At 56.4% G+C, this 26,171-nt stretch carries 21 protein-coding genes and 1 tRNA gene; 3 read left to right on the top strand and 19 right to left on the bottom strand.

All coding sequences use genetic code 11. From position 1 onward, the window contains the following. Positions 1-32: 32 nt before the first annotated feature. A complete protein-coding gene (locus ETAA8_RS01815) occupies positions 33-533 on the bottom strand; it encodes a general stress protein (RefSeq protein ID WP_145084044.1) in 501 nt (166 codons plus the stop codon). 305 nt (positions 534-838) lie between these two features. On the opposite strand from ETAA8_RS01815, the gene ETAA8_RS01820 reads away from it, so the two are divergent. Then, positions 839-1,588 (top strand): DUF72 domain-containing protein, encoded by a 750-nt coding sequence (locus ETAA8_RS01820; protein WP_145084047.1) that lies wholly within the window; start codon positions 839-841, stop codon positions 1,586-1,588. Between the two features lie 193 nt (positions 1,589-1,781). Here ETAA8_RS01820 and ETAA8_RS01825 read toward each other — a convergent pair whose 3' ends face one another. The 7 genes from ETAA8_RS01825 to ETAA8_RS01855 form a co-directional block, all read right to left on the bottom strand. Next, complete coding sequence (locus tag ETAA8_RS01825) at positions 1,782-2,129, bottom strand: hypothetical protein (protein WP_145084050.1); 348 nt, start codon at positions 2,127-2,129, stop codon at positions 1,782-1,784. Between the two features lie 300 nt (positions 2,130-2,429). Continuing rightward, complete coding sequence (locus ETAA8_RS01830; protein ID WP_145084052.1) at positions 2,430-3,386, bottom strand: acyl-CoA desaturase; 957 nt, start codon at positions 3,384-3,386, stop codon at positions 2,430-2,432. Between the two features lie 166 nt (positions 3,387-3,552). Continuing rightward, a complete protein-coding gene (locus ETAA8_RS01835; protein WP_145084055.1) occupies positions 3,553-4,512 on the bottom strand; it encodes a DUF1559 domain-containing protein in 960 nt (319 codons plus the stop codon). Between the two features lie 19 nt (positions 4,513-4,531). Further along, positions 4,532-5,860, bottom strand: coding sequence for a PQQ-dependent sugar dehydrogenase (locus ETAA8_RS01840; protein ID WP_145084058.1), 1,329 nt, complete (start codon positions 5,858-5,860; stop codon positions 4,532-4,534). Between the two features lie 243 nt (positions 5,861-6,103). Continuing rightward, the gene (locus ETAA8_RS01845; RefSeq protein ID WP_202921501.1) at positions 6,104-7,708 is read right to left on the bottom strand and encodes an FAD-dependent oxidoreductase; all 1,605 of its coding nucleotides are present in this window, start codon (positions 7,706-7,708) and stop codon (positions 6,104-6,106) included. Between the two features lie 293 nt (positions 7,709-8,001). After that, a complete protein-coding gene (locus ETAA8_RS01850; protein ID WP_202921502.1) occupies positions 8,002-8,826 on the bottom strand; it encodes an SDR family NAD(P)-dependent oxidoreductase in 825 nt (274 codons plus the stop codon). A gap of 67 nt (positions 8,827-8,893) precedes the next feature. Next, positions 8,894-11,155, bottom strand: coding sequence for a catalase (locus ETAA8_RS01855; RefSeq protein ID WP_202921503.1), 2,262 nt, complete (start codon positions 11,153-11,155; stop codon positions 8,894-8,896). Positions 11,156-11,696: 541 nt separating this feature from the next. On the opposite strand from ETAA8_RS01855, the gene ETAA8_RS01860 reads away from it, so the two are divergent. Both ETAA8_RS01860 and ETAA8_RS01865 read left to right on the top strand, forming a co-directional pair. Continuing rightward, entirely contained in the window at positions 11,697-12,434 is a 738-nt protein-coding gene (locus tag ETAA8_RS01860; protein WP_145084066.1) for a PAS domain-containing protein, read from the top strand. A gap of 47 nt (positions 12,435-12,481) precedes the next feature. Beyond that, a complete protein-coding gene (locus ETAA8_RS01865) occupies positions 12,482-14,014 on the top strand; it encodes a PAS domain-containing sensor histidine kinase (RefSeq protein WP_261343657.1) in 1,533 nt (510 codons plus the stop codon). 10 nt (positions 14,015-14,024) lie between these two features. Here ETAA8_RS01865 and ETAA8_RS01870 read toward each other — a convergent pair whose 3' ends face one another. The 11 genes from ETAA8_RS01870 to ETAA8_RS34300 all read right to left on the bottom strand — a co-directional run bounded on the left by ETAA8_RS01870 (position 14,025) and on the right by ETAA8_RS34300 (position 26,079). Then, on the bottom strand, positions 14,025-14,687 hold the full coding sequence (locus ETAA8_RS01870) for a response regulator (RefSeq protein ID WP_145084072.1): 663 nt from the start codon (positions 14,685-14,687) through the stop codon (positions 14,025-14,027). 25 nt (positions 14,688-14,712) lie between these two features. After that, a tRNA-Arg gene (locus ETAA8_RS01875) sits at positions 14,713-14,786 on the bottom strand. A gap of 498 nt (positions 14,787-15,284) precedes the next feature. Continuing rightward, a complete protein-coding gene (locus ETAA8_RS01880; protein WP_145084075.1) occupies positions 15,285-15,767 on the bottom strand; it encodes an ExbD/TolR family protein in 483 nt (160 codons plus the stop codon). Between the two features lie 24 nt (positions 15,768-15,791). After that, the gene (locus tag ETAA8_RS01885; RefSeq protein ID WP_145084078.1) at positions 15,792-16,241 is read right to left on the bottom strand and encodes an ExbD/TolR family protein; all 450 of its coding nucleotides are present in this window, start codon (positions 16,239-16,241) and stop codon (positions 15,792-15,794) included. A gap of 63 nt (positions 16,242-16,304) precedes the next feature. Continuing rightward, the gene (locus ETAA8_RS01890; protein ID WP_145084081.1) at positions 16,305-17,108 is read right to left on the bottom strand and encodes a MotA/TolQ/ExbB proton channel family protein; all 804 of its coding nucleotides are present in this window, start codon (positions 17,106-17,108) and stop codon (positions 16,305-16,307) included. A 329-nt stretch (positions 17,109-17,437) separates the two neighbouring features. Next, on the bottom strand, positions 17,438-18,487 hold the full coding sequence (locus ETAA8_RS01895) for a tetratricopeptide repeat protein (RefSeq protein WP_145084084.1): 1,050 nt from the start codon (positions 18,485-18,487) through the stop codon (positions 17,438-17,440). Positions 18,488-18,590: 103 nt separating this feature from the next. Next, entirely contained in the window at positions 18,591-21,923 is a 3,333-nt protein-coding gene (locus tag ETAA8_RS01900) for a hypothetical protein (RefSeq protein WP_145084087.1), read from the bottom strand. Positions 21,924-22,324: 401 nt separating this feature from the next. Continuing rightward, on the bottom strand, positions 22,325-24,499 hold the full coding sequence (locus ETAA8_RS01905; RefSeq protein WP_145084090.1) for a VWA domain-containing protein: 2,175 nt from the start codon (positions 24,497-24,499) through the stop codon (positions 22,325-22,327). Between the two features lie 56 nt (positions 24,500-24,555). After that, complete coding sequence (locus ETAA8_RS01910; protein ID WP_145100072.1) at positions 24,556-25,053, bottom strand: RNA polymerase sigma factor; 498 nt, start codon at positions 25,051-25,053, stop codon at positions 24,556-24,558. A gap of 231 nt (positions 25,054-25,284) precedes the next feature. Then, a complete protein-coding gene (locus ETAA8_RS01915) occupies positions 25,285-25,485 on the bottom strand; it encodes a hypothetical protein (protein WP_145084093.1) in 201 nt (66 codons plus the stop codon). A gap of 453 nt (positions 25,486-25,938) precedes the next feature. Further along, a complete protein-coding gene (locus tag ETAA8_RS34300) occupies positions 25,939-26,079 on the bottom strand; it encodes a hypothetical protein (RefSeq protein WP_202921504.1) in 141 nt (46 codons plus the stop codon). Positions 26,080-26,171 lie beyond the last annotated feature (92 nt).

Below are 26,171 nucleotides of genomic sequence, written 5' to 3' on the forward strand. Positions count from 1 at the left end.
GATGCGGCCGAGCATTTACGTTCTGTGACGTTCTACCGCCGGACGGTTGAACGGTCGTAGCCGCCGTATTGGGTCAGGACGCTTTGAGCTTGACCTGCGGGCGGACCGCCATGCACTGTTACGATCGTGCGACCCGATTTGAACTCACCTTCATAGTACTTAGCGTCGTCATCCGAAATTCCCAGACCCGCCAGAGCGCCACCAATCCCGGCCGCTGCTGCGCCCGCCGCGGCGCTCGACAGGATCACGCCGAGGGTGCCACCGAAGATCGCTGGGCCGATTCCTGGCAACACGTTCGACAAAATACCCAGTCCCCACAGCGCGCCGATCCCAGCCCCTGTGGCCAACCCTGTTGCGGCACCTTCTCCAATCTTGGTGCCGGAATCCGTGTTCGCGACCTCACGATTCTGCGACACAACACCGATCTGGTCTTCGGTGTAACCTGCCCGCCGCAATTCAGCGATCGCCTGCTGAGCCTGCCGTTGATCTTCAAAAACGCCGATTACTGCGCCAGTCACTGTTGACGAAGCCATTTGAACCTCCAGAAGTAAGATGTGAGTTGATTGAGCCCGTTGCTCTGCTCGCCCTAGTCGCAACATCCAGGCCATCCGACGAACCCACATGAACTTTGCCGAATTTCGGATTTTCGTGACCCCTTACGATGTGGTTGCTAGCGTCTGTAATGGAGCGAACTGCGTACTGTTTTCGACCGCCACTTCGTCTGCAACAAGAAGAGATCGTCTCGCTACGATCAGCCGCAACACGGATGCAAAGCGGAATAATAGTTGCCCACTCCAAACGTTTCGAGAAAGCGCAACTTGCCTGGCGGTAGGTATCGATGCAAAGTTCTGTGGCAAACTCTTCGACTGACATCCCGCACATCGGCGTTGCCGGCTGGAACATACCAGCTCAATTTGCCAGTCACTTCGCGTCGTCCGGCACACATCTCGAAAAGTACGCGTCACAATTCTCCGCCGTTGAAATCAACAGCTCTTTTTATCGCTTGCATCGTTCGCAAACTTATTCCCGTTGGGCTGCAAGTGTGCCAGACGACTTTCGCTTTAGCGTGAAAGTTCCCAAGCAGATCACACACGAGCTTCGCCTGCGGAACTCGGAGCACGCCACGGACGTGTTTCTTGCCACGGTCGCTGGCCTCGGTCCCAAGCTAGGATGTCTGCTCGTGCAACTGCCACCCAGTCTGCGATTCGACGCCGAGGTTGCGGAACATTTCTTTAGACATCTGCGGCAACGCTGTCCTGCCTCTGTCGCTTGCGAACCTCGCAACCCTAGCTGGTTTCACACCGAAGCAGAGGAGCTATTTCAATCCGCGAATGTGGGCAGGGTCGCAGCCGATCCAGCGATCACGTCTGGTGCCGCACTCCCTGCGGGGAGTGCGGAAGTTACGTACTACCGGTTGCATGGCAGTCCCCGAGTTTATTATTCGCAATACAGCGCAGACTTCTTGCAGTCGTTATCGGGAGCACTCGTCGCGAGGCGTAATACCTGGTGTATCTTTGACAACACTGCTGAGGGCTGGGCAACGTGGAACGCCCTGGAACTGCAGCTACTACTGCAACCGCAAATCTGAAGCAGCGGTTCGAGAATTGCACAGATAGAACATCTTTACCGCTGCGAAAGGTGTTCTATGTTTGCTTTCTATTCGAATCGCCTGGGATGCCTTGGGTCAATCATCGTATCGGTGATTGCTTCGATCGCGCTTGTCGCATTGCTCCGAGGGTGCAACAGCTAATCTTTCATCGGTGGTGAGGCGCCCCTGGCCGTTAACTATTGAAGATGGCGGCTAAGAGTAGTCCAGTTCCCGTCAATGCCAGTATTCCATGGCCGGCAATCAGGAACAGCGGCAGCGGCCGGCCGCGCAAATGGAAGCCACCGAATAGGGTCGCACCGCCCAGAGCGGCTAGTGCGAGCAGTACGAGAGCCCACATCGCTGAAGTGGGAAGCGTTGCCTGAGAGTAGGCAAAGCCAAGCGACGCGAGTCCGCTAATTGCAACGATTCCGTGCCCGATGGCCAACCAAATGGGTGGACGACCATGCCCGAGAAGTCGCATGGCCAGCATGGTGACGCCGCCGAGGGCGGCGACGACGAATAAAACGGCTGCGGTGTTCATGATGAGTCTGTTCCGAGTCTTGGGTAGTCTTGATTTGTAGTAGCTGATAGGGCGGAGGGTTCGAAGAGGTATCCCGTGAGTCGGCCTGCGACTTAGTTGCTGACAATATCCGCCAATGGAATCTCATGCTGTTCGCTGCAATGCGCCAAATGCCTTTTGCCTGCGTCCGACCTCGGACAACCCTTCGGGCGTAGCGTTAAGTTTTTCAATCGCAGCTTGCAGATACCAAATTGGTATCCCTCAACTCCTCAAGTAGCACCAAGTCAGCTTATGCGCCTTTTGCAAAATTGTCGCGCTAATTTAAGCCGAGTTGCGCGATATGGTGCCGCTAGAGGGCACTTTGACATTCCAGGCAAGGTGCAATACCTCGAGCAGCCGAATTACCCAATAGCTGACATCGATCTGCCACCAGCGAAGGCCATGGCGAGCAGACGTGGGGAACGCGTGATGTGTATTGTGCCAGCCTTCACCAAGTCCGAAGATCCCGAAAAATGCGTTGTTCCGACTTTCGTCATTGCTTCGATAGGGCTGCTGCCCCCAGATGTGGCAAACAGAGTTAATGCTCCAGGTAACGTGATGCACAAACAGGATTCGCACGAGTCCGCCCCAGATGAACCCGTTCCAGGCACCGCCAATTGATCCCACCAGTAGCCAACCAAGCGCGGCTGGGATGAGCAAACCCACGGCAACCCACAACGGAAACAGGCTGCTCACCGCTCGCAGCACCTTGATTTGGTTCAAGTCTTTCACGTAATGGCGAAGGTTGGCCGGTTTCGGCTGAAACATCCAGCCAAGGTGAGCATGCCATAATCCACGCAGCATCCCTAATACGCCGCTGCCTTGGTGATGCGGAGAATGCGGGTCTTCTGATTCATCGCTGTGCTGATGATGGCGACGATGGAGAGCAACCCATTGCAAGAGTGGTCCCTGTACTGCCATCGACCCCAGAATGGCAAAGGTAACTTGAACTGCTCGGTTCGTCTCAAACGCACGATGAGTAAACAAGCGGTGAAAGCCGACCGTGATTCCTAACACGGTCAACATGTACATCGAGAGGAGCAGGATCAAGTCTGTCCAGCGAAAGCCCCATCCCCAAAGCGAGGCGATAGCCGCAACTAAGCCAAGGAATGGTGCAATCACAGCCACCAGTAGAACTACACGTGCTCGTAACGATATTTTGTCGGTCACCGCAGCCGCACAGTTTGAAAGTGCATTGACAGATTTAAACCCTTCATCTCGGCTTTTCAATTGGTTCATGGCTCTGCCTCAATTGCACATCTGGTGGATTCAGAGTCACTCACAGCAATCGCTGCGCCCTCCATCGAGCGAAAGACTATTTCTGCGAAGGATTACATTGCTTTTACAAGGCGAAGTCATTCCGGCGATTTGCAGTCGCACTATCATCCGTGCGTCGCTGACAAAACTACGGCATTTCTAGGATTTCACTTTCGTCGCGGGTGGCGATCGCTCGCCAAGTGGAAAGTGCAACGCTTTCGCCGAGATAGCGAACACTGCCATCGCAAAACAGAACGGCGACAACACCGGGGTGGTAGCTGCGAGCAGTCATCAGAGCTTTTTGTTGGGTGGCATTCATGCAGTCCCAGTTGGCGGAGTTCGGCGCTTGGAAATGGTTGTAAAGAGTATTGCCGTAGTTTCCGAGAATCCATTTTGCTCCGCGTTCGTGATTCCAGGTGCCGCTGCTGCTGGCTCCACACTCCGATGAAGTCGGAGTTGCCGATCCGGAGACTTCCCGCACCGCCCGGTTCGGCATTGTCATTTGACTGATATCTTCGCCACTGCCTAACGTTCGCTCGCTGAAGGCAACGGTTTGCGAGGTACCGTCCGTAATGTCTCTGAATCCAATGGTGGAACCGAGGAAGAAAACACCATCGGCAGTAGCCAAATTGCCACCGTCGCGGCCGCTGCCAGCGTTCGCGACGTAATTCGTGGCCCCGAACAAGAGCCCTGGAACTCGTCCGACAGCGACGTCCGACGGGCACGTAAAGAGTTTTACTATGGTGTTGGCAGCGACTTGATTGCGGGTGCCATCGTAAAGCGTACTCGGAGGAACCGTGAACGTGGTGGGAGGAGCATTCAGGTCGAGTGAGGTACTCAGACTCTGTTGCTCAGCGTAGCGAAGCAGATGAGCATGCGGAGAGAACACGAGAGGTGTAGGCGCGCCGCGACCGGAGGGAAATCGCGCCAGAGCATCGTGATGATTGTGAAGCGCGATGCCGATTTGCCGGAGGTGGTTGCTGCAAGTCACCCTTGCCGCCGCCGCGCGAGCGGCCTGAACGGCAGGCAGCAGAAGCATAATGAGCACTCCAATCACGGAGATTACAACCAGCAGTTCGACGATAGTAAAGGCACGCCGCGACATCATTCGACTTTCGAGCGAGGTGCTATTTCGCCGACACGCGCCATACGACGTTGCCAGGCTCATCACAAACGAGCAGTGAGCCGTCCTTGGCTACGGCCACACCAACGGGTCGGCCGTATACCTCTTCATCGTTGGCGATGAAGCCGGCCAGAAAGTCCTCCGGTGGGCCCGCAGGCTTACCGCCAGCAAATGGAACGAACGCCACTCGATAGCCCACAAACTTCGAGCGATTCCAAGAACCTCGCTGGCCGATGAAAGCGCCACCCTGATACTTTGACGGAAAGGTCTTGCCGGTATAGAACGCCAGGCCGAGCGAGGCGGTGTGGGAACCTAAGCCGAGATCGGGAACCACCGCCTTCTTCACCAAGTCGGGACGCTCATCTTTACGTCGCGGATCTTCATGCTGACCGAAATAGCTGTAGGGCCAGCCGTAGAATGCTCCCTCGCGAACGGACGTGATGTAGTCTGGCACCAAATCATCGCCAAGCTCGTCCCGTTCGTTCACCGCTGTCCATAGACTTCCTGTTTTTGGTTCCCAACTCATGCCAACAGGATTGCGCAAACCTGCGGCAAACACACGGAGGTTGGTCCCATCCAGATCGACCTCCAGAATATTTGCACGTAGCGTTTCTTCAGCTGAGCCATGTTCGCCAACATTGCTGGCCGAGCCGACAGAGACATATAGCTTCGTGCCGCGCGGATTAGCCACCACATTGCGAGTCCAATGGTTGTTGTAGCCACCTGCGGGAAGGTCAAGAATCTTCATTCCCTTTGCCGTAATCTTCGAGTCACCCTCCTTGTACGGATAGACACGTAGCGCGTCGGTTTCTGCGACGAACAGTTGATCCTCGACCAGCGCCATACCGAATGGCTGACGCAGATCGCTGAGGAAAGTCTCCACCAGCTCAGGTTGCCCATCGTTGTTTGCGTCGCGAAGCAGCGTAATCTTATTCGGCGAGGATCCGGTGACGGTCTTCGCTTGCTTAGCCCCCTCCTCCTGTTTCTTCTCCTTTTCAGTTTTCTCGGAGTCGTCTTTTTCCTCGTCGGCCGGCTTGGGCAACGTCCGCGACTGGGCAATCAGAACATCACCATTGGGTAACACATAGATCCAACGAGGATTTTCCAGCTCACGTGTGAAAGCATCGACCCGGAAGCCTACCGGCACGCTTGGTGACTTGTCTTTAGGCCAGCCGATGACCTTCGGATGCTTGATTGTCGACTTGGTTGCAAATGGCTCGGGGAGTTGGGTGGAAGCCTTCGCGCCTGCGTCTCGGTTTTGGCCGTAGGCAAGCTTGGTGCAGGAATTGAGGACTAGCGAAAGCAGGATGAGCGACATGGAAAAGCGGTTCATGTACAGCTCTCGAGCGAGGGGATTGCAAATCAAAAAAGTTGACAACGTCCGGAGAGCAAATCCTGGTCCGGTAGTTCCAGAACTTCTGGGAGAGGCGTGGTTGAGCAGCGAAACACGCGGACGTGTTCAAAAGTTGCTTTTGCCGATAATGTATTCACTTGCAACTTCCATTCGCGTGCGCAACCAACTGGTCCCGGATTGACCAACTTGATTTGGCACTGAACCGTCAATTCTGCAGCTCGATCATTTCGGTTTTGAGGCACGCTTACGTTTGGCGGTTTGCTCTGACGCGGTTTGCTCTGACTGGGCCGCATTTGCCCGCTTCTTCTTGGCGGGTTTGACCTTTTCCAAAGGTGTCTCGGCCGGCCCCGCCAGCACTTCGCCGGTTGGCTTGAAGCGCGAGCCGTGGCAGGGGCAGTCCCAAGTTAGTTCGGCGCTATTCCAACGCACGAGACAACCCATGTGCGTGCAAACGGCTGACACCATGCAGAGCTTACCGTCGTTATCCCGCGAGCATGCGACACGTTCGCCGCTCAGCGACAAGATTTTCCCTTCCCCACGTTTTACGTCACGCGTACCTGAGCCTTCGGCTGGAACCAGGCGATCTTTGGCGTAGTAGTACGGGTAGTCCATGTTCTCAGACAGTGATTCCCAAAGGCCTGTAATCGATTGCCGGTTCACCGAGAATAGATCCTGCCAGGAATTCTTTTTCTTCAACATTGCGTCGCGGGCCATCAGGGCGGCGAGGGTGCTGAAGGTCATTCCATTGCCACTGAAGCCAGTCGCGACAAACTGCCGTTCGGCCGTTTCACCAATGAAAGGAAGCCCGTCACTCGTTTCGATAACCTGACCCGACCACTGCCGGTCGGGCTGGGCTTCGGGAATGATCGTAGTCAATACCTTCTGCAGTTCCGCGAACGTTTGCTCACTATCGGCTTGTCCCGTCTTGTGATCTTTGCCACCGAAAATGGCGTAGTCCGTTGCCTTACCTGCTTCGACTCGCAAGTAGTAATATGGTTCGCTGGTATCCCAGAACGAGGCAACCGGAATTACGCCACGCGGGATCTTGGCACCAATCACATAGGAAGAATACGGGAACAACTTGGCTTGAAATAGAGTGGCATTAAGGATGCCAGTTTTGCCCATCAGCGGAACGTGAGTGGCGATAACGATGTACTCGGCCCGCAGCTGATGCTTGTCGACCATCACTGCCTGCGGGTCATTCTGGATCTCCGTGACTTCAGCTTCCTCGAAAACGTGGCTTCCCTGCCCGTTGATTGCCGCGGCGAGTCCGGCGATGTATTTGAGAGGATGAAACTTTGCTTGGTTCGCGAACTTCACTCCCGGACGATTGAAGTAGGGCACATGTTCCGCAAACTCAGCTTCAAACCCGAGTTCGCTGGCGAGAGAGGCATCTTCGCGAAGTGACGGGGTTTCATCCTGTTTGGCAGTAATCGATTCGTGCAGGTAGCCATCGCAGCGGTGAAAATCGCAGTCGATTTGAAGGTGCGCCGCGGTCTCCTCGATCGTATCGATCGCATGCGCGCCGGCTTGCCAAACGAGCTGGGCTGCCTTTTCACCGAAGCGTTTAACCATCGAAGGTAAACGCAGGTCCGTGACATACGTTAGATGTGCCGTGGTGAGCCCTGTATCTACGAAGCCGATGCGGTGCCGCTCGACCACGGCGACCTTTTTACCGGCCCGTTTCAACAGATAAGCGGCAGTCAAACCCGTGATTCCACCACCGATGACAACAGCGTCGTACTCGGCGGATTTCGTGACGTTCTTGAACGTCGGACGCTTGGCTGCCTGCCAGATTGATTCGGAATTGAGCTTGATCGCGAGCATGGTTGCACCTGAGCGGGCGTGTGAAGTGAGATTCGCACGTTGGTGCAATTTTCGATCCAACGCCATTCGACTGCTGTTTCGAAAATTACCGCGGACGGATTACGAGTACAGGCACAGGACTTGCTATCCATGCCAGCCAAACCGACCGTAGCACTCACTTGCGGTAGACCCGATCGCCGCTTTCGCGCAGCTCGTGTTCCGCTGCTGATTTCCGTGAAAGGGGCATGCCACCAGACGGCTCCCCTTCAGAATTGAAACTTGGTGAGAGCAGGGCAGCAACTCCGACGCAATTGTCACGGAGAGCTGATTGTTGTGCGACGAATTCCACTCTCCAATATTCGCTGTGGCAGAAGTGCCTTCATCAGCGAAATTCCCCAGGACTGCATTCCGACAGGATACCGAGGCATTATCCTCTCGTCGCGAATCGCATGAAGGATCGCATCAGCGACGTGCTCTGGCGGCATGCCATCGCGAATCGCCTGCACAAACTGCTCAGCTGACGAAGCTCGCTTTGAAGAGTACGCGTCAAGCGGACGATCTGGTTTGATCGCCTTATCACCGGCGTCAGTACTCACCGTTCCAGGTGCAATCAGCGCCGCTTGGATTCCGAACTCTTCGACTTCCAGTCGAAGTGACTCCACGTAGGCCTCGAGCGCGTGCTTTGTTGCGCAGTAATAGCCAGCGTAGGGAACCGAAACGACACCTCCAGCAGAACTCAAGAACAAGACTCGTCCACCGTGCTGGTCGCGCATGCTGGGCAGAACTGCGTTCGTCATGCGGATTGCCCCAAACAAATTGATATCGAAAAGCTTTTGAACTTGCTCGATCGAGCACTCTTCAGTTGCAGCTAAAATTCCTGTGCCGACGTTGTTCACTAGCACGTCCAAGCGGCCTGCTGTCTGCGAATAGACCTCTGCCAAACAAGCTGCGACCGAGTCGTTGCATGTAACCTCGAGTTGTATCATTTCGATACCCGGCGGCGCGTCAGCGGGGTGACGGCTGGTGCCGAATACCCGGTAGCCAGCCGTAGCTAAGTGAATGGCGGTGGCCCGCCCAATTCCTGAGGACGCTCCCGTAATCAAGACGACTTGATCTGTTGGTTGATCAGCCTTAGTCATGGGAGTAATCCCGTCATGCAATGAAAAGTGCCAAACCAGATTGGCTTCGGCCATTTCCGGCTCGTAATTAACCGTTTGGTAATGTCAGGCTTTCGCGCTCCCAGTTTCGATGGTTGCTTATCGCTTCGACAAAGGCAGAAGCCATTTGCTTCGGTGAGCTATGTCCCAGGACGACCGCGACGTCACCAGCTTCGATCGACGCCTGCACTCGCGTTGAGGCCAAGAAGGCTTCCGCTGTACCGCTGCATGCAATGGCTTTACAGTGCTTATTAGCCTCTTCCACAAACTCGACTGCTCTGGTCTCGCCCTGCAATACCGCAACGCACGATTCACCTCCAGCGACGTATACCGCGTCGAACACGACAGAGCAGACAGTGGGCAAACTGAAGTCGACCTTCAATTCCGTCCCTTTATCCCCTGTCGCCATGCCGCCGCGGGGAGCAATGATCTTTGCCTCACCGCCAGCGGCGCTGATCGCTTGAGAGACCGCCTTTACACCAGCTTCATCAAATCCATCCGCCAACAGCACTGCGATTTTGGCTGTCTGCATGCCTGGCTTCGCTGAACGCATAATGCTCAAGGCTGGTGAATCGTGGGACTTACCGGTGAACTTCTTCGGTTGCACCGTTTTTGGATCTGCGTCGGCTCCAAAGTTCTGATTCAGATAGCCTTCGATTTTCTTCGGAACCAAGACTCCCAGCCCATCGGCGACTCCTTTTGCCAACGCATCGTCAATCTGCGACAGAAGGTAAAGGACTCGCTCTCGAACCGACTGCTGCGCACATTTGCCTAATTCAAATCGTAGCGCATTAATGATGTGCCGTTGTTCCACTGCGGACTGACTGTGGAAGAACATTGCCGCTTGCGAGAAGTGATCGCTGAAACTTGGACTACGCGCTCGGACCTTTGCCGCATCAAGTCGTTCGGCGTGAGATGCAAACCCGCCCTGGGCAATCTTCGCTTGACGAGGATCGCCCCCGCCGAGAGTATTGGGATCGTATGACGTCACTCCGCGATTGATCATTTGACGCATGAAGCCATCGCGCTGATTGTTGTGCAGTGGTGCAACTGGGCGATTGATCGGGATTTCGTGGAAGTTTGGTCCGCCCAGTCGGATCAGTTGCGTGTCCGTGTAGGAGAAGAGGCGCCCTTGGAGAAGCGGATCGTTGGTAAAGTCCATGCCCGGAACAATATGTCCCGTGTGAAAAGCGACCTGTTCAACTTCCGCGAAGAAGTTGTCGGGATTGCGATCCAGGACCAGTCGGCCAATCGGTGTAACGGGCACCAGTTCTTCGGGAACGATCTTGGTTGGGTCCAAGAGATCGAAGGCGAACTTGTGTTCGTCAGCTTCCGGAATCAACTGCACACCGACTTGCCATTCCGGAAAGTTTCCGGAATCGATCGCTTCCCAGAGATCACGCCGGTGAAAATCGGGATCGCAACCGGAGATGCGCTGCGCTTCATCCCACAGCACAGATTTCATTCCGAGCGTGGGCTTCAAGTGCCATTTGATAAACGTCGATTCACCCTTCGCATTTAGGAAGCGAAATGTGTGAACCCCGAACCCCTCCATCATCCGGAAGCTGCGTGGAATCGCTCTGTCGGACATCACCCACATGATCATGTGAGCCGACTCGGGGGTCAGCGAAATAAAATCCCAAAACGTGTCATGTGCGCTCGCCGCTTGGGGGATCTCGTTATGCGGTTCCGGTTTGACAGCATGAATTAGATCGGGGAACTTGATCGCGTCTTGGATGAAGAACACTGGCATATTGTTCCCAACCAAATCAAAGTTGCCTTCTTCGGTATAAAACTTGATAGCAAACCCGCGTACATCGCGGGCCAGATCTGTAGAACCGCGGGAACCAGCAACGGTAGAGAATCGGACGAAGACAGGTGTCCGACTGCCAGTCGTCTGGAGAAACGCGGCCCGTGTGTATTTCGTCAGCGAGTGGTCCAATTCGAAATAACCATGGGCACCGCTCCCACGCGCATGAACGACCCGCTCTGGAATACGCTCGTGGTCAAAATGCGTGATCTTCTCGCGCAGCAGAAAATCTTCAAGCAAACTCGGTCCGCGATCTCCGGCCTTGAGCGAATTATGGTCGTCGTTAACCGGCACCCCCTGATTGCTGGTCAACAGGGCACCAGCACTTTCTTCTATGTTCGCTTCTAAATCGGCCGTTTTGGCACTATCGGTCCGCTTGGTTTTGGCAGTAGGGCGGGCTGACGAGCGCTTAGCCATGAACATTTTCCTTTGGATACGAGAACTGCGGTGAGCTGGCATTGAAGTGGCGATAGCCAGCACGGACACCGCGACGAAGCACAATTTGTGCCACTCCGTTCCGGCCCAGGCTCGGATCAACCGCCTCCGGTTAAGGCGTGATTTGTAGCATCGCAGGGTGAAGACAGCCTTCGCTAACAACCGCTAGGCGGGTAAAGTTGCCTCAACCGTACAAAACGCACTCACACTGACTCATGAGCGTCCAAGTCGGGCCCGCCTTTTTTATGAGCTAATCAAAGCTTGGTGCGATTACTCGCGCCTGCAAGAGTTGACGAACGGTCGAGGCCCTGACCGAGTCATTGACGCAGTCGGCTGCGAGGCTCACGCTGCCAGCACTTGGGGTAACCGACGCGCGCTGGTGAGACAGCTGTCAGCGAAGTAGCCGACGATGACGTCTACGGGTTCGCCCTGAGCAGCCGAAGTGCATTTTTCGAGTTGCCGGAGGTTGATCCCCGGCTTCTCTCACGAATGCGGTGATAGTTCGCTTCTTTTAGATCATGCGGAATCGTGCTGTGTACTTCATAGGCTTCCGCCCTGATGATGGCACCCAGTACAATTCTTCGCGATCCACCGGAGGGGAACCAGAATGGCAGATGAGGACCTCAACCCGAAAGAAGTCGAGCGCGAGCCGGCCGAAGTGTTGCGCGAGCAGGACGAGCTGTTTCGCGCGCTGACACAGCACGCCAACGACCTCCTTTGCCTGAATGAACTGGATGGGCGAAGCGTTTATGCAAGTCCGTCGGTCGAGCGTCTGTACGGTCGAAAGCCGACCAAGATGTTCGAGTTCGCGTATCCAGAAGACGTGGAGCACTGTCAGCGATGGTGGAGAGGGGCGGTGGCTGGAGGAACGGAGCGTCTGCACTGGCGGGCCCGTGACAATGACGGACAGTGGCGCTGGTTAGAGACATCGGCCGCGCGGGTTCAGTATCACAATAAGCCGCAGATTCTGACCGTCTGCCGTGACGTGACCGAGCGCAGGCTCACCGAACAAGAATTGGGGCGGACAACGACGCTGCTTCGAGCGGTCATCGACGGAACGACCGATGCTGTGTTCGTGAAGGACCGGGGAGGCCGTTATCTGCTGTGCAACGCGGCCGCTGCCCAGTTTTTGGGCCGCACGGTCTCTGAAGTTCTGGAAAACGATGACAGCGTCTTCTTCGACCCGGTAAGTGCGAAAGTGGTAAAGGACCACGACGAGCGCGTAATGAAGTCGGGAGTGGCCAACACTGAGGAGGAGGAATTGACGGTCGGTGCAATCACTCGCATTGTTCAAGTGACCAAAAGGCACCCTATCGGGACGGTAGCGGAAATGTCATCGGCGTAATTGGTATCGCCCGCGACATCACTGAGCGTAAGCGGACGGAGATTGCACTGCGCGCCGCCGAAGAACGATTGCAGCACGTGGTTCAGTCTAGTCCAGCCGTGCTCTTCACCCTGCACGCGGAGAATGGACAATTCGGCGGGATCAACTGGATCAGCCCGAACATTGAGACTTTGCTGGGCTACCGGGCCGGTGAGGTGCTCGGGGGAGACTGGTTTCTGGGCAACATCCATCCAGAAGACCGCGAAGCGGTGGTAAATCCGTTTTTCACTGAGATTGTCCGCAACAACTACTTTTCCGCCGAATACCGCTTCCGTCACAAGGACGGCAGCCATCGCTGGATTCGAGGCGAGATCCGACTACTTCGCAATGCAGCCGGCCAGCCAGCCGAGGCCATCGGCTCATTGGCCGATATCACTCAGCGCAAACAGCTTGAGGATCAGTTCCGCCAGGCGCAGAAGATGGAGGTTGTCGGACATCTGGCCGGCGGCATAGCGCACGACTTCAACAACGTACTAGCCGTAATTCTTGGCTGCTGTCAGTTCCTGGAGAACGATGTGGCTGTGGGCGGTGAAAGTCGCGAACTTGTAGAAGAGATCTACAAGGCCGCGAATCGCGCGGCGTCTCTAACCAAGCAATTGCTTGCCTTTAGCCGGCAGCAGATCTTGCGGCCTATGCTCTTGAATCTTAACGAAGTTGTCACGGAGGCCGTGGCGATGCTTGATCGTTTGATCGGTGAAGACATCACGGTTAAAACCAGTTTGCAGTCGCGGCTTTGGCCGGTGAAGGTCGATGGGGGCCAGATGAACCAGGTAATCATGAACCTGGCAGTGAACGCCCGCGATGCGATGCCCCAGGGAGGAACGCTGACCATCGAGACTTCCAACGTCGAACTTGACGAAACCTATGCGCAGAGCCATCGGGAAGTGACTGCCGGATCGTACGTGATGCTGGTCGTGAGCGATACCGGTTCCGGGATGGATGAGCAAACCAAGTCTCGCATCTTTGAACCTTTCTTCACCACGAAGGAAACGGGCAAAGGGACCGGGTTGGGTTTGGCTACCGTATTTGGAATCGTGAAACAGAGTGAGGGGCACGTGACGGTCGATAGCGAGTTGGGAACAGGAACCACGTTTAAGGTCTACCTACCTAGACATGAAACAGCAGCAACCAGTGAGGACGCGACGAAAGTTTCGACGTCGGCCCCGCGCGGTACTGAGACGATCCTGGTAGCAGAAGATGAAGAGATGCTGCTTAAGCTGGCCAGTCGCATTTTGTCGTCGCAGGGTTACGCGGTGTTGCAGGCCGGCGACGGTGAGGAAGCGCTTCAAATGTATCGCGCACATGCAGGACCAATTCACCTACTGCTCGCCGATGTGGTAATGCCAAAAATGAGCGGTAGGCAACTCTACGATCAGCTCAGCGCGATCCAGCCCGGGTTAAAAGTGCTCTTCATGTCGGGTTATACCGACGACGCGGTCCTTCGGCACGGAGTTCTCGAATCCACGACGAACTTCCTCGAGAAGCCGTTCACTTACGCCGCGTTGTCAACCTGCGTACGCCGTGCGCTGGATGCGATGTGAAGCTGTTGGGTTACGCCGAAACCCAGCTAAAGACCCTTTGGAGAAGCGACCACCCACGCCCGAACTCGCGAGCGTCAACAGGTCTTGCCTCGCTGGACCTGAGCGGCACGGAGACTTCAGGCATCTCGGCTTGCGATGTGGAGGACAACTCATCTTCGGCGTTTGTCGACTCCGTAGTTGTTGAATCGTTTGCCGTAGACCTAGGCTCCGCCGCTTCAGGCATCACGTATTCCCTGAACATCGCAGAACGCCGTTTCACCAACGCTTTTACTTTCGCAGCGAGTACCGAGAAATCGGTTGGCTTGAAAAGAATGTCGTCCACTCCTCGGACAATCAGATCCTTAGCGAGTTTGGGCTCCATTACGCCGGTATGAATAATTACTACAGGACGGCGTTGTGCGGCAAGCAGATGGGTCGCCAGCGCATGACCGTGTTGATTGGGCATTCTCAAGTCGGTTACCACGGCATCGTATTTGCTTGCGGCCAACATCTGCAGGGCCTCATTGCCATCGTTCGCAAGATTGCAAGCAAAGCCATCTTGGCTCAGAGCGCGATGCAATAGCCTGCGCATCATCACCTCATCGTCGACCACTAGCGGCATTAATTGGGCACATTTGGCCATTCCGCGAAGCCTCTGCTTGCCATTCAATTCGATCAAGAAACGCGAAAACACGCGAGAAATCGCGTGTTTTCTTGAGCACCCCCAGCAGGATTCGAACCTGCGACCTGCCGCTTAGAAGGCGGCTGCTCTATCCAGCTGAGCTATAGGGGCGAATGGGCGGACTAAAGAAACGCGGCTGTTACGGCGCAGGGCAGGCATGCATTATTGGGGCGATGGGTAGACACGTAAAGCCGACTGCGAGTTCGGTAGTGGGGCAATTTGGTTGTCCAGCCTGGCCACGAGGTGGCTTGCGGGCGAACGAGTCAAGCATCCCAGGCAACCGTTGCCACCGAGAGAAATGTGCTCAGCACTGGGCACCTCTTCGTCTCGTGATCTCCCAACTAAATTCATCGTACATGTTCAACATTCACCCCGATTGTTGAACACCGATCGCTCGGAAACCCGAGAGTTGCGCAGGTCCCTGTTCAACAATTGACCCGATTGTTGAACACCCCCTTCTGCGATGACTGCTCGTTCTCGAGGTCGTGAGAATCAGCCCGGCACAAAAGACTGGCTGTCGCGACTGCACAGAAAAAAACTGCAACGGCGCATAAAAAAACCCTGGTCGGAGAGGGTGACCAGGGTCTGGAATGATTTGGAAACCGGGGGCTACTGGGCGACCGGCGGTGAGAACTTAATCTTCTCGACCAGTTTGACGATTTGCCCGTCGCGCATTTCGCCCGAGACAGCAGTGATCGCTTCGATTACGTGCTCGTAGTGCAGGTTGTAATCGCAAACGAGTTCAACTTCGGCCGAGGAGGCCAAGCTGCCGTCTCCAACGATGCCGGCGACGTGATTGTGCAATCGCGTCCACCGGTCGCCACCGCTGAACTCCGAGTCGTTCATTACGACGCGGGCGCATTTGCCGGCCGAATCAGCCTTCAGGAAGAGCTTCATCGGCGGCAATTGGTTAGGATCGGGTGGACCTGCGCGCGGAGCGGCCAGCGGCATGCGAATGTTGAAATCGCCCTCGGCAGTAGCGATCTTCAACGTCATTACGAAGAACGTCAGCAATTGGAACACGATATCGATCATGGGTGTCATGTCGATCGCGATCTTGCTGTTCCCCTGCTTTTTGATTTTAACTGCCATAGTTCAACTTTGAGTCAGATTGAATTAGTAGCCGATTTCTTCATTTGCCCGGAGCGTGAACTTTTCAAAGCCCACTTCCTGACAGACTTTGATCAGATCCTGGACATCGCCTGTTTTGCAGTCTTTATGTGCCCGGATGATGATCGTGGCATTGGCGGCCGACGAATTCTGAGTCTGCAGAACGTAAACCTCATTCTTCAACTTGGGGATGAGCGCCTTGCGATCTGCATATACTTCTGCCGCCAACAACGGATTGCCGTCCTTGGTCATTTGAATCGTGATTGGCGTTTCGAAGGGGGCTTCGGGGGGCTTCGCTAGTTGACTGGACGGCAGGACGACGCGGGAGTCCTGCTCGGCAGCTTCGAAATTGATGAGAATCATGAAGAAGGCGATCAGCTGAAACGTCATGTCGATCATCGGCGTCATGTCGATTTCGTACTGCTCGACTTCTTTTCGCTTTAGCTTGAAACCCATGAAATCACTTGTCCAACCAACGCGGAACTACAAACCCCGACGCGAAACGATGTCGTACGTCAATTACTTCTTACCCATCGATTCGAAGCGACCCATCAAGCGACCGGCAGCGTGGCCAGCTTCCATGGTGAGACGGGAGATTCGATTCTTAAACAAGTTGAAGGCGAGAATCGCGGGAATGGCGAGCACGAGACCGACGAGGGTCGTAATGAGAGCCATCGAAATACCTTCCGCCAAATCGGAGGCCTTGGGCGTGGCACCGCTAATCGCGATCACCTGGAACGATGCCACCATTCCGTCCACCGTGCCGAGCAAACCGACGAGTGGGCTGATGCTGGCGATGAGCGAGATATAGCTGAGACGATGCTCAATCTTCATCCCTTCGTCTTCGGCGGTTTCGGCCATGGCTTCCATCGCCTTGTCGTAGCCGGCTTGCAAGTTGGCCATGCCCGAAGAGAGCATTTGCCCTAGGAACGATTCATCGTTCTTCGCCAGATCAAAGGCTTCTTGGAAGCGCTTTTCGTTGAGGTGAGCTTCGAAGGCATCGATCAAGTGGCGGGGGACGAAGGAATCGCGGCGGCAGACCAGGAAGTTCATCACCAAAATAGCCACGAAGCTAAACGACAGAGCCAGGAAGGCGATGGTGTAACGAATACCAAGCGCTTTGAAGAACCAGGCGAGGTAGCTTTGCTGAGGCTTGCCAGCGGGCTCTTCGGCGGCAGCGGGCTCTTCGGCAGGCTCGTCCTGCGCAACGGCTACGGGGCCGGTGACGATGCCGAGCGAACGGCCAGCCTCAACGCTTAGACCAAGCGCAAGCAGCAGGACTACAACCAAACCCCACGGCTTTGAAACTTCAAGCCACCGCATGACTGCCTCCCCAAATCCCGAGTAAACCCGATGTAAAGATTGTTTCCAAGAATAGTTGCCTAAACAGATTCTTTCCAGCGCTGCGAATTTATTCCCTGCAGGTATTTTGCGGTCACCAGGTTCATCCTGGCGGCACAACTATTCCAAATGGAGAAATCTCGCGAGAGACCCGTGGGCAGGGCAGTGAAGGAAGCGATCTGCAGATGCGAGGGTGCCGTAGGCAAACCATCGCCAGCTCGAATGAGCCGGCACCCCGATGTGGACTGGACATTCTAATTACCGAGGCGGGGCATAGTAAAGCAGCAACCCGCGTTTTTGGCACTGAAAAGCTATTCTTTCGCATTCCAGATGCTACCAGCGTAACGTTCGCGCAACGTTGCCCGGGCAGCGGTCGCCCGGTCGGCCTTGTTCAGGTCACCCCACAGCTTGACCAGGTTGTAGAGGGCTTCGGCATGGGCGTCGCTATCGGCGTAGAACAAAACATCGGTATGCAGATAGGCGAGTAAAGCGTCCTTCGGGCGGCCGGCCTTCAGGTGGCAGGCACCGAGAGCGTTGTAAGCGCGGGCAAAGAGCTTGGCGTCTTGCGGGTCATTCTTGGCAATGATCCCTTCGGCCATGGCAACGCCTTCATCGGCCTTGCCGGTTTCGCCCAGGCACTGGGCCTTGCCGACCGAGGCCAGCATTTTCTGCTGGGTGGCTTCCACGGTGCTGAGATTGCCGGCGAGCACGGCTTCGAACCCGGCGAGGGCGGCGGGGAAGTTCTTTTGAGCGACTTGGGCCCGCGCGACGGCGTTGTTGGCCCGCATTTGATAATCTTCGAACGGAGCCTTGGAGATTGGCGTGTAGTAGCGGACCGCGTTCTCGTACTTGCCCGAAGAGGCAGCCAGGTCGCCGAGCAGTTCGGCCGCTTCGTAGAAGTGATAGCTATCGGGAGCGGAGCGGAGGAAGGCCAGCATGTCGGCTTCGGCCTTCGTCTTGTCCCCACCTTCGCTCATGGCCAAGCGCAGTTCAGACAGTGCTTTGTAATAGGCCGCATCGTGCCGCATGAACTCGCGCGTGAGGGCCGCTGGGTCGACTTTCTTCAGTTCTTCAACGGCTGCGTTGTAGTTCTTCGCCACAACCGAGTTGCGGGCATTAGTTAGTTCGTTCGGTTCGTCGGCGAAGATCACGCGAGTGATTTCGTTGACGGGAAAAGATCGGGGCACGCCGGCCATATCGAGCGCGATCTCGTTCTTGGTGATCGTGGTAACGGTCCCCTTGCTCGGCACACCACCCTTGGTGGAATAGATCGTATCGAGCGACTGGGCCTGAGCGGCCAACGTGCAGCAACTGCCGAGAATGGCAGCAGCAACTGCGATCGTGGACTGACGGAACTGCATGACAAAATCTCCGGTTCGATAAGGTCGCCGCGAAGCAAGGCGGCGCTGAAATGTTGGAACGAATGTCGACTTGGAGGCGAATGAGCAAGCGGATGACACGGAACTATTTGGCAGAAGTGGCACTTCCAGCTGCCTTGGTGGTTGTTGTCGGAGCGGTCGTCGTCCCAGCCTTGGTAGGCGTCGTGCTATTCGCAGCTGGAGGTTCTGGCTGCCGCAGAGCGGCCAGGCCTAGTGGGCGTTCACCCAGGGCTTGTTGAACATTTTTGAGCAACGAGTCGTACTGGGCCCGCCACTTGTCGCCCCCCAGGTCGGGATAGAAGCCATACATGATGGCAACGTCCTTCTTGGCGTAGGCCAGTTGTTCCTTCTTCTTTACGTCGGTCTTCTGAGCCATCGCGTAGTTGTAGCGGCAGAGGGCCAGGTTGAACCGTGCTTCGTGGAAGATGTCTTTGTACTGAGCATTGGATGCGACAATTCTCGCAACTTGCGCCCAGCCCCAAACGTTGTTCTTGTCTTGCTTGGTCTTCGGATCTTTCATGGGGCGGGCACCGAAAATCGCCCGCTGATAGTTGTCTTCCATCTTCTCTCCCTTGAGCGCGCCCCAATCCTGATAGGTGCGGGCAGCTTCGATCTGCACAGGGAGAAGCATGTTCTGAGCCTTCAAGATCTCGTCGAAGAGGTCCATGGCTTCTTTGAATTTGCCCATCGAGCGGTTCGTGCGGGCCACCGACAGGCGGAGCGAAGTGGCCATGGCAGGCTGCAAGTAAGTCGGGTCCTTCTTGCCAGTATCGAGAATGCGTTGATAGGTGGCATTGGCTTCGGCAAAGTAGCGGGCCGCTTCGGGATTGATCCCCTTCGAAGCTGGACCGAAGCTTTCACCCATGCCGCGATACGTTTCCGCGACCCAGTTAAGAACCTTCAAATCCTTCGATTCCTTGGCCATCTGACCCAGGAACGCTTCGAAGCCCTTGCCGAGCGCCACCTTGGAAGCCGGTTCGGCAAGTTCCATTTGCTTTTGCAGATCGCGAGCGAGGCTGACGTAAATGCCAATCAGCTTGGACTGCCCCTTTTCGTCGGCACTGACCAATTGATTGAGCGATTCCATCACCCCCTTGGCCTTGGTCACTGTTTCGTCGGCATTGCCGCCAGCCGTACCAAGCGACGAGATGTAACTGCGCAGGGCAGTCTTGTAAGTTTCTTCGGGAAAGCCTTCACGCTGAGTCGTGGGATCGTTCTTGCGAACGAGCACCAGCGTGCCAACCTTGGGATCTTCGAGCAGGGCAGCCGCTTTGGCGGGCTCGTTGGTATCGACATAAATCTGGGCCAGCGAAAGGACCGCGGTGACGACAATCGGATTCACTTCGCCGCTGGCTTGCATGCGCGCCACACCATCGATGAGCGTGGTTTTGGCTTTGCTCTTCAGGCTATCGAGTTCCGTCTTCTTGGCAGCCAGATCGACACCTTCGGGCTTGATTTCGGTGCCGTTTTCCCAGTCGCGTAGTTGCTTAGAGCCTTCCAGATAGGCGGCCCACAAGGCCTGACCCATCTTCAACTCGGCCGCTCCGCGGGAAGCGTGGTCGGCGGGAATTTGGTCAAGGTACGTTTGCGCTTCGGCAAGTCGCTTCTCCTTGATCATGAATGGAATCAGGGTATTGAGCGCCTCGGCCGCCTCCGTGGAATCGGGCCATTTCTGCGTGATGTATTTGCAGATGCTGACGATCTGCTGAGCTTCGAAGTCCTTCTTTTCATCGGGATTCTGAGGGTCCTTCTCGCCGTACAGCTTGATGTACGACGCCATGGTGATCTTGGCGCATTGGCGCGCACCCTGAGCATCGGGATAGCGGCGAGAAATGAAATCGCCCACCACCGCCGCTTCCAGGTATTCGGCCTTCGTATAGGCCAGGTAGCAGAGGAGGTAGCGAACCAGATTCACTTCCTCGACGGGAGTCGCAGGTTCGACATAGCCCATCGCTAGTTTCAGATAACGGACAGCATCGTCGGTCGCCTGCGCAGCTTGCTTGGTCGCATCTTCGAGTTGCTTCTGCGTTTCCGTACGCTCGGCGGGATCCTTGAGCGTCTTGAGGCGATCGGGCAGGCTCTTCACCAAGGTGTTGGCGGCCTGCATTTCATCGATCGATTCTTTGCCGACCTTGCGGGCATCGGCGAAGTTCTTTGGTTCGGGCTTGTCAGTAACTTCGCCCCCATCGCCGCCGAAGTCGCCAATCATGTTGCGCGCCCGCTCTTGGAACGGCCCCGGAAACTTCATGACGTACCGAACCAACTTGCCGCCGTCGACCAACAGTTTGCGGGCATTGGGGTCTTTGGCATCCTTGGCTTTGAGTTCATCAGCGTAAAGCTTCATCGCCCTGGCAATATCGACTCGAATCGACATGAACTCTTCGCTGCGATCTTCGGCTGGGCGGGCGGAGTCGACCAGTTGGACCGGCCGCTTTTCTTTGTTCTTGTCGATGATTTCGAGATACAGTTTTTGATCGATCCACGAGGCCATGGCCAGTTCGGTGACTTTCACCCGCATCACGCGGAAGGGTTCCGGATTATCGGGATTGGCCAGCAGTTCGTTGAAGTAGCCGAGGGCGTCTTTGTGTTTGCCAAGCTTCTGCAAGCAGCGGGCCTGATACATGCGGGCATACAAGCCGGCTAGGCGGGTGCGATACTTCGAGTAGATCTCGCCGTACTCTTTGGCCGCCGTTTCGAGCGCCGTGGTCCGATCCTTCGCGCCAGCTTCGTAAGTTTCGGCCATTTCTTCGCGAGTGGCAGCCTGCAGAAGTTGCGATTGGAGATAGTCCTTGCGGAACTGCTCGCGTTCTTCGAACTTCTTGGCTTCTTTCTTTTCATCCAGCGCCGCGGGATACGCCTTCAGCTTTTCGCCGATTTCGGTCGTCAGATCTTCGAAGACTTTGAGCGCTTCCGTGTAGAACGTGCGGGCTTCGGTCAAGAACGCTGATTTTTGTGCGGGGAGAGCCTTCTCCGATTTCTTCATGCGAGCCCGAGCGCGCTCGACCACCACGTTGCCCAAGTGACTGCGGGCAGCAATCACCAGAATGTGCGACGAGTTGCTGCCGATGAACTTTTGGAGCGCCTGCTGACCTTCGTCGAGTTGCTTTTCTCGCAGTGCCGGGTCGCGCTGGGCCTTGGCCCCATCGACGAGGGTTACACCCCGTTCGTATTGCAGCGTCGTTTTGAATTCAGCCGGCACGGCGGGATTTTTGGCAGCAACATCGAGGTAGTCGATGGCCACATCGTAATAGCCGCGTTCGCGCAGGCCTTCGAGAAACGCACGCGCCGGTTCAATAGCCTGGGCCGATTCGGTGAACCCGGCAAGACCAACGAGCGCACCGGCAAAGAGCCAAGCCGCTAATTTTGCGCGTGAACCTAATCGAAGTGAACCGAACTCGAGCGAAGATCGCCTGGTCATGACGTGAATCCTTAATCTGCCTGCTGAGTGCGTGTACTGTTGAACGTTCGCGGGGCAACGAGTCATTTATTGCCGCCACAGCGAACGGTGAGCGAATCGTCGGGAAATAATAGTCGATAGCGAAAGTGGCTACTTGGGGAACGGATGCCGACAACGGAGCACGCCGAGAAGCGAGCCAATGTCAGACGAAAGAACAACGGGGGAACGAACTTCAGACAAGGGGAATGCGCAGAGTGCCAATTGGTAAATTATAGTCATCAGGACCTGACTTCAACCGTTTTAGTCTCAAACTGGCCCTCCAGGCGACATTTTCTCCATCCTTGACCGACTTGACGCCAAATCGTCATTCGACGGCGGCAATTTGCCTCGCTTGTTGCCAACGTTTGTTGCGGGGTTTGCCGTTAGCGGCCGCGAATCTTCTCCATTCGATCGAGCAAGGTGAGCAGGCGATTCAAATCGGGCTCTTGCCGCAGCGTCAGGCTCCACGGCCGTATGGTTGTACGGATCGTAGCGGCTGTATTGCGCTGCTGCGTCGGGAGCAGATTCTCTCTCCGCAAGGCTTCGCGCGAGCCGCGCAGTTGTTCCGCAATCTCGGCGGCCACGGCCGCCGTTTGCAGCGAAGCAGGTGTTTCGCCAAACGACGAAGCGATGTGATTGCGCGTGAGCGGCAACTTTTTCTGCTGACGCTGACTCGTTTGCGGGTCTTTCCAAGTGATGATGGCTTCGCCCAGATTGGTGCTGCTATGGCCGGTTAGCCAAAGTTCAAGCAAAGCTCCCGCAGCTTCTTCCGGCAGCAATTGAGCATCGACGGCAGCGGGAACAACCGCGGCGAGCAGGTTCGGCTCGTGACCGAGCAGACGATACGCGCCCACGGTTTGCGGATTGAAACGAATGCGAAGTTGCGCTTCGAGCGCGACCGCTGGACTATGCCCTGCCAGGCTTTCGACCAGCGAAGCATACAACTGCTGCCGCGAACTAATCGCCCGATAAGTCCCTGCCAGTTCTTGCGTCAATTGGCTCAAGAGTGGGTCGGGCTCGGAACGGCCGGAGACATCGAGCACATCAAAGCCAACCCCTTCCGCGCCGATGAGCGTCATCACTTCCGTGATCTTTTCGGCCGTATCGTCCGGCATCGCTGCCCGGCTGTCGGTAATCAAGACCAGCCGTTGACGATAAGAACCTACATTCATCAGCGGTGGTTCGGTCAAGGCAACCGAAGCTGCGGTTTGCAAACCGGCCGCCAGGTTGGTGCCGCCACGAGGATTCAATTCGAGGAGCTGCTGCCGCAACTCTTCCCCCTGGCTAGCGGTCAAATGCTCGGTGCGGCAGACGATGTCTTCTTCAAAGGCGACAATCGAGAGCGCGTCGCGCCCCGTCATCTGCCCCTGCATTTGATTGAGGGCGTGGCGCACCATTTCCAGCCGATTGCCTCGGGCCATGCTGGCCGAGATATCGATCGCCACTACCAGGTGCGTGGGCTGCTTCGATTGGCGTTTCAACTTGCCCGCCTGCACGCCAATGTGCAGCAACTTGGCATCGGGCGGGCCGAAGGGGGACGGACTGCCGTTAATAACGAGGTCTAGCCTGCCGCGTGGAGCGGGTGGAAGTCGCGATTCGAGCGCGGCCACAAACTGTTCCACGCGAATTTCGTCGGCGTTGGGGAGTTTGCCGTTCGCGAGCGCTGCTTCGGCCAGTTCGACCGACGAATTTGCGGTGCTGAGTGGAATCTCCAGCTGTTGCAGTTTGGGATTGCGGCCGGGGCTAACGGGCGGAAAGATCCCTTCGCGCAGCAGAAAGCGACGATCGAATTCGCGAACCAGCGGCGGTTCGATGCCGGAACGGGCCGGCAGTTGCACGCGGATTAATTCGGGAAGTTCATCTTCGGAATACTGCGGCGCACCGAGCAGGCCGTACTTCATGAGCACAACATCGTCCCAGGGACGCATGCCGCTGCGCAGGAGCGACTGCAACTGACCCACCGGGCCGCTGCTGGTCAGGAACAGACTCGGATCGACTTCGCCCATCAGCGTGGTGTCGCTCTCGGCAGGTTCGACCGTCATCGCCATCGACGGTAGCGATTCCTGGTGTGGCAGCCAGGTAACCCCCTCGTCAGATTCGTCCGGGGCGGGAATCAGCGAGCCGTCCCAAGTACCCGGAGCCTGAGCGAGCACGACCCATTGCGGTTCGACAGCGGGTGGATAGATCGACGTCAGGTATGCGGCCCCGGAAGTGAACAGCGTTGCCGAGACGGCCAAAAACAGCGCGGCGGCCACTGTCAAGCGAGCGGCCCAGCGCTGCACGTTGCGCCAGCGATCGGCCGGTGTTGGCAGTTGCAATTGGCCGCGCAGCGTAAGGGGCGCGTCCACTTCCTGCAACTCTTCATCGAGCAGGTCGTCTTCGGGAATTGCATGCAGCCGCAGCGACAGTTCTTCGGGAACAGCCAACCCGCATACCAGTTGATCGAGTTCATCGTCCGTGGGAATCGCGATTTCCTTCAGCCGCGCAGCGAGTTCTTGCGGCACCGCGATATCGCGGAGCAAGTCGTCGAGGCGGGAATCGTCGGGAACGTGATCCATGGAACGAGAGCGCTAGTTACTTCAAGCTGTTCGATTGAGGCGGTGGGTGGGGTATGTCATGTACGGGCTGCAATCAGCACTTCGCGTAATCGCCGGCGCGCCCGGCTGACCCGCGATAACACGGTGCCCAGCGGAACTTCCAGCAAATCGGCGACTTCCTGATGGGTTAACTCGCCCACGACGACCAGCAGTAATGTCTCGCGCAACTCGGTCGGAAGTTGCGACAGGGCGAACTGCATCTCGTCGGTGTAGTCACTAGCCAGCGGATCGATCGGCTGCACGCCAACATCCAAAGGTTGTTCGCCAGCCAAGGTGGGAGGGGGGGCCTTGCGCCGCCAACGATCCACAATTCGCCGGCGCAGGATTGACGCTAACCACGCGCGGTCCCCGATCCCTTCGCAGAAAGCCTCACGGCTTTTCCACGCTGAGCGGAAGGTCTCTTGAACCATATCCTCAGCTTCGTGCCGGTCCCCCATCATGCGATAGGCAATGCGGTACAAAGCAGACGTGTGTTCATCGACCAGCGCGTTGAACTGCGTCAACGACAACGCCAACGTCCGGTCTCCGTTGCGGAAAATCGCCGCTTCAATCAGCAGCAAGTTGTTTCGAGAGAGGAACTTGCGGCAATTTGCAGCAGCGAGACTAAGTTGACTCGCTAATAGGGGTTCGCCCCGTCCCCTTAAGTTTATTCCCGCTAGCTATCGCGGGGATAGCTTTCCGTTGCCAAAAAAATGCCGCGGGGAGTGGGCTTAGCAGGCAATCTGTCTATACGAGCCAGCGGAGAATTAAGTTTTCGTGACTGAAAGGAGTTGAGCGAGGGTGACAGCCAGGCCTTCCAGAGCGCTGCGGTCGGGGAGGGTGATCGTCAGCCGCTGCTTGCCGGCGGGATCTACTTCGACGCACTGTGAAAGTTCCGAGGTGATTTCGCTGACGAGTTGCGGCTGAGCAGGGGTCGCTGCTCCTTGCGAGGCGACCAGTTCGCCCAAAACCCAGTCCGGTGCCGCGCAAGGCAACGCGAAACGTCTTGCCGGTGAGCATGCTGGTGACGGTGTAATGGGTCCAGGGCTGCTCGGGCACAGCCGCGGCGATCTTCATTTTTTCGGTGCGGGCGCGTTCGGCCCGGTCACTGAGCGCCCGCAGGTACAATTCTTCTTCCGGCAAACTTTCGAGCGGCTTACCGGGCTCGGTTGGAGCAACCGCCAGGCCCAGAAGAGTCTTCTCCTCCAGCAGCAGAGAGAAGGCTGCTCCGAGATGCTCACAGGGACCTTCGCAGCCAGTGCAGTTCCATAGTAATCGGCTGCGGGAATCGGCCCTTGGCGTGATGCTGGCGACAACAGGCAGCCCCTGCTTCGTCGTCTCAAAAAAGCGGACGCGGAATAGATCGTTCCCGAGATAGACCTGCTGTTCGGGATTGATTTCCCACTTGCCGCCCTGCTGAATCAGTTTTTTCCTGCGGGGCCGAGCAGTTTGCAGGCATCAAGAAAGTTGAGTTGCGACAGACGATCGCGAAAGGTGAGCTTGTTCGCAGGCTTTGATTCGACCACCGGAGCCTTGGTGTTTGCCGCATCCTTCGTCGTCATGACGCACCCTTGAAGAAGAGTTGCCGCGATTAGTGCGGTGAACGAGTCATTCCTAAATCAGACCCCTGCAACAGGCACCGATCTTAATGAAC

The organism is Anatilimnocola aggregata (genome assembly GCF_007747655.1).
Lineage (GTDB): Bacteria > Planctomycetota > Planctomycetia > Pirellulales > Pirellulaceae > Anatilimnocola > Anatilimnocola aggregata.

Excerpts from the sequence above, each read along its gene's own strand:
- ETAA8_RS01815 (WP_145084044.1), bottom strand. The coding sequence starts at position 533 with ATGGCTTCGTCAACAGTGACTGGCGCAGTAATCGGCGTTTTTGAAGAT.
- ETAA8_RS01820 (WP_145084047.1), top strand. The coding sequence starts at position 839 with ATGCAAAGTTCTGTGGCAAACTCTTCGACTGACATCCCGCACATCGGC.
- ETAA8_RS01825 (WP_145084050.1), bottom strand. The coding sequence starts at position 2,129 with ATGAACACCGCAGCCGTTTTATTCGTCGTCGCCGCCCTCGGCGGCGTC.
- ETAA8_RS01830 (WP_145084052.1), bottom strand. The coding sequence starts at position 3,386 with ATGAACCAATTGAAAAGCCGAGATGAAGGGTTTAAATCTGTCAATGCA.
- ETAA8_RS01835 (WP_145084055.1), bottom strand. The coding sequence starts at position 4,512 with ATGATGTCGCGGCGTGCCTTTACTATCGTCGAACTGCTGGTTGTAATC.
- ETAA8_RS01840 (WP_145084058.1), bottom strand. The coding sequence starts at position 5,860 with ATGAACCGCTTTTCCATGTCGCTCATCCTGCTTTCGCTAGTCCTCAAT.
- ETAA8_RS01845 (WP_202921501.1), bottom strand. The coding sequence starts at position 7,708 with ATGCTCGCGATCAAGCTCAATTCCGAATCAATCTGGCAGGCAGCCAAG.
- ETAA8_RS01850 (WP_202921502.1), bottom strand. The coding sequence starts at position 8,826 with ATGACTAAGGCTGATCAACCAACAGATCAAGTCGTCTTGATTACGGGA.
- ETAA8_RS01860 (WP_145084066.1), top strand. The coding sequence starts at position 11,697 with ATGGCAGATGAGGACCTCAACCCGAAAGAAGTCGAGCGCGAGCCGGCC.
- ETAA8_RS01880 (WP_145084075.1), bottom strand. The coding sequence starts at position 15,767 with ATGGCAGTTAAAATCAAAAAGCAGGGGAACAGCAAGATCGCGATCGAC.
- ETAA8_RS01885 (WP_145084078.1), bottom strand. The coding sequence starts at position 16,241 with ATGGGTTTCAAGCTAAAGCGAAAAGAAGTCGAGCAGTACGAAATCGAC.
- ETAA8_RS01890 (WP_145084081.1), bottom strand. The coding sequence starts at position 17,108 with ATGCGGTGGCTTGAAGTTTCAAAGCCGTGGGGTTTGGTTGTAGTCCTG.
- ETAA8_RS01895 (WP_145084084.1), bottom strand. The coding sequence starts at position 18,487 with ATGCAGTTCCGTCAGTCCACGATCGCAGTTGCTGCTGCCATTCTCGGC.
- ETAA8_RS01900 (WP_145084087.1), bottom strand. The coding sequence starts at position 21,923 with ATGACCAGGCGATCTTCGCTCGAGTTCGGTTCACTTCGATTAGGTTCA.
- ETAA8_RS01905 (WP_145084090.1), bottom strand. The coding sequence starts at position 24,499 with ATGGATCACGTTCCCGACGATTCCCGCCTCGACGACTTGCTCCGCGAT.
- ETAA8_RS34300 (WP_202921504.1), bottom strand. The coding sequence starts at position 26,079 with ATGACGACGAAGGATGCGGCAAACACCAAGGCTCCGGTGGTCGAATCA.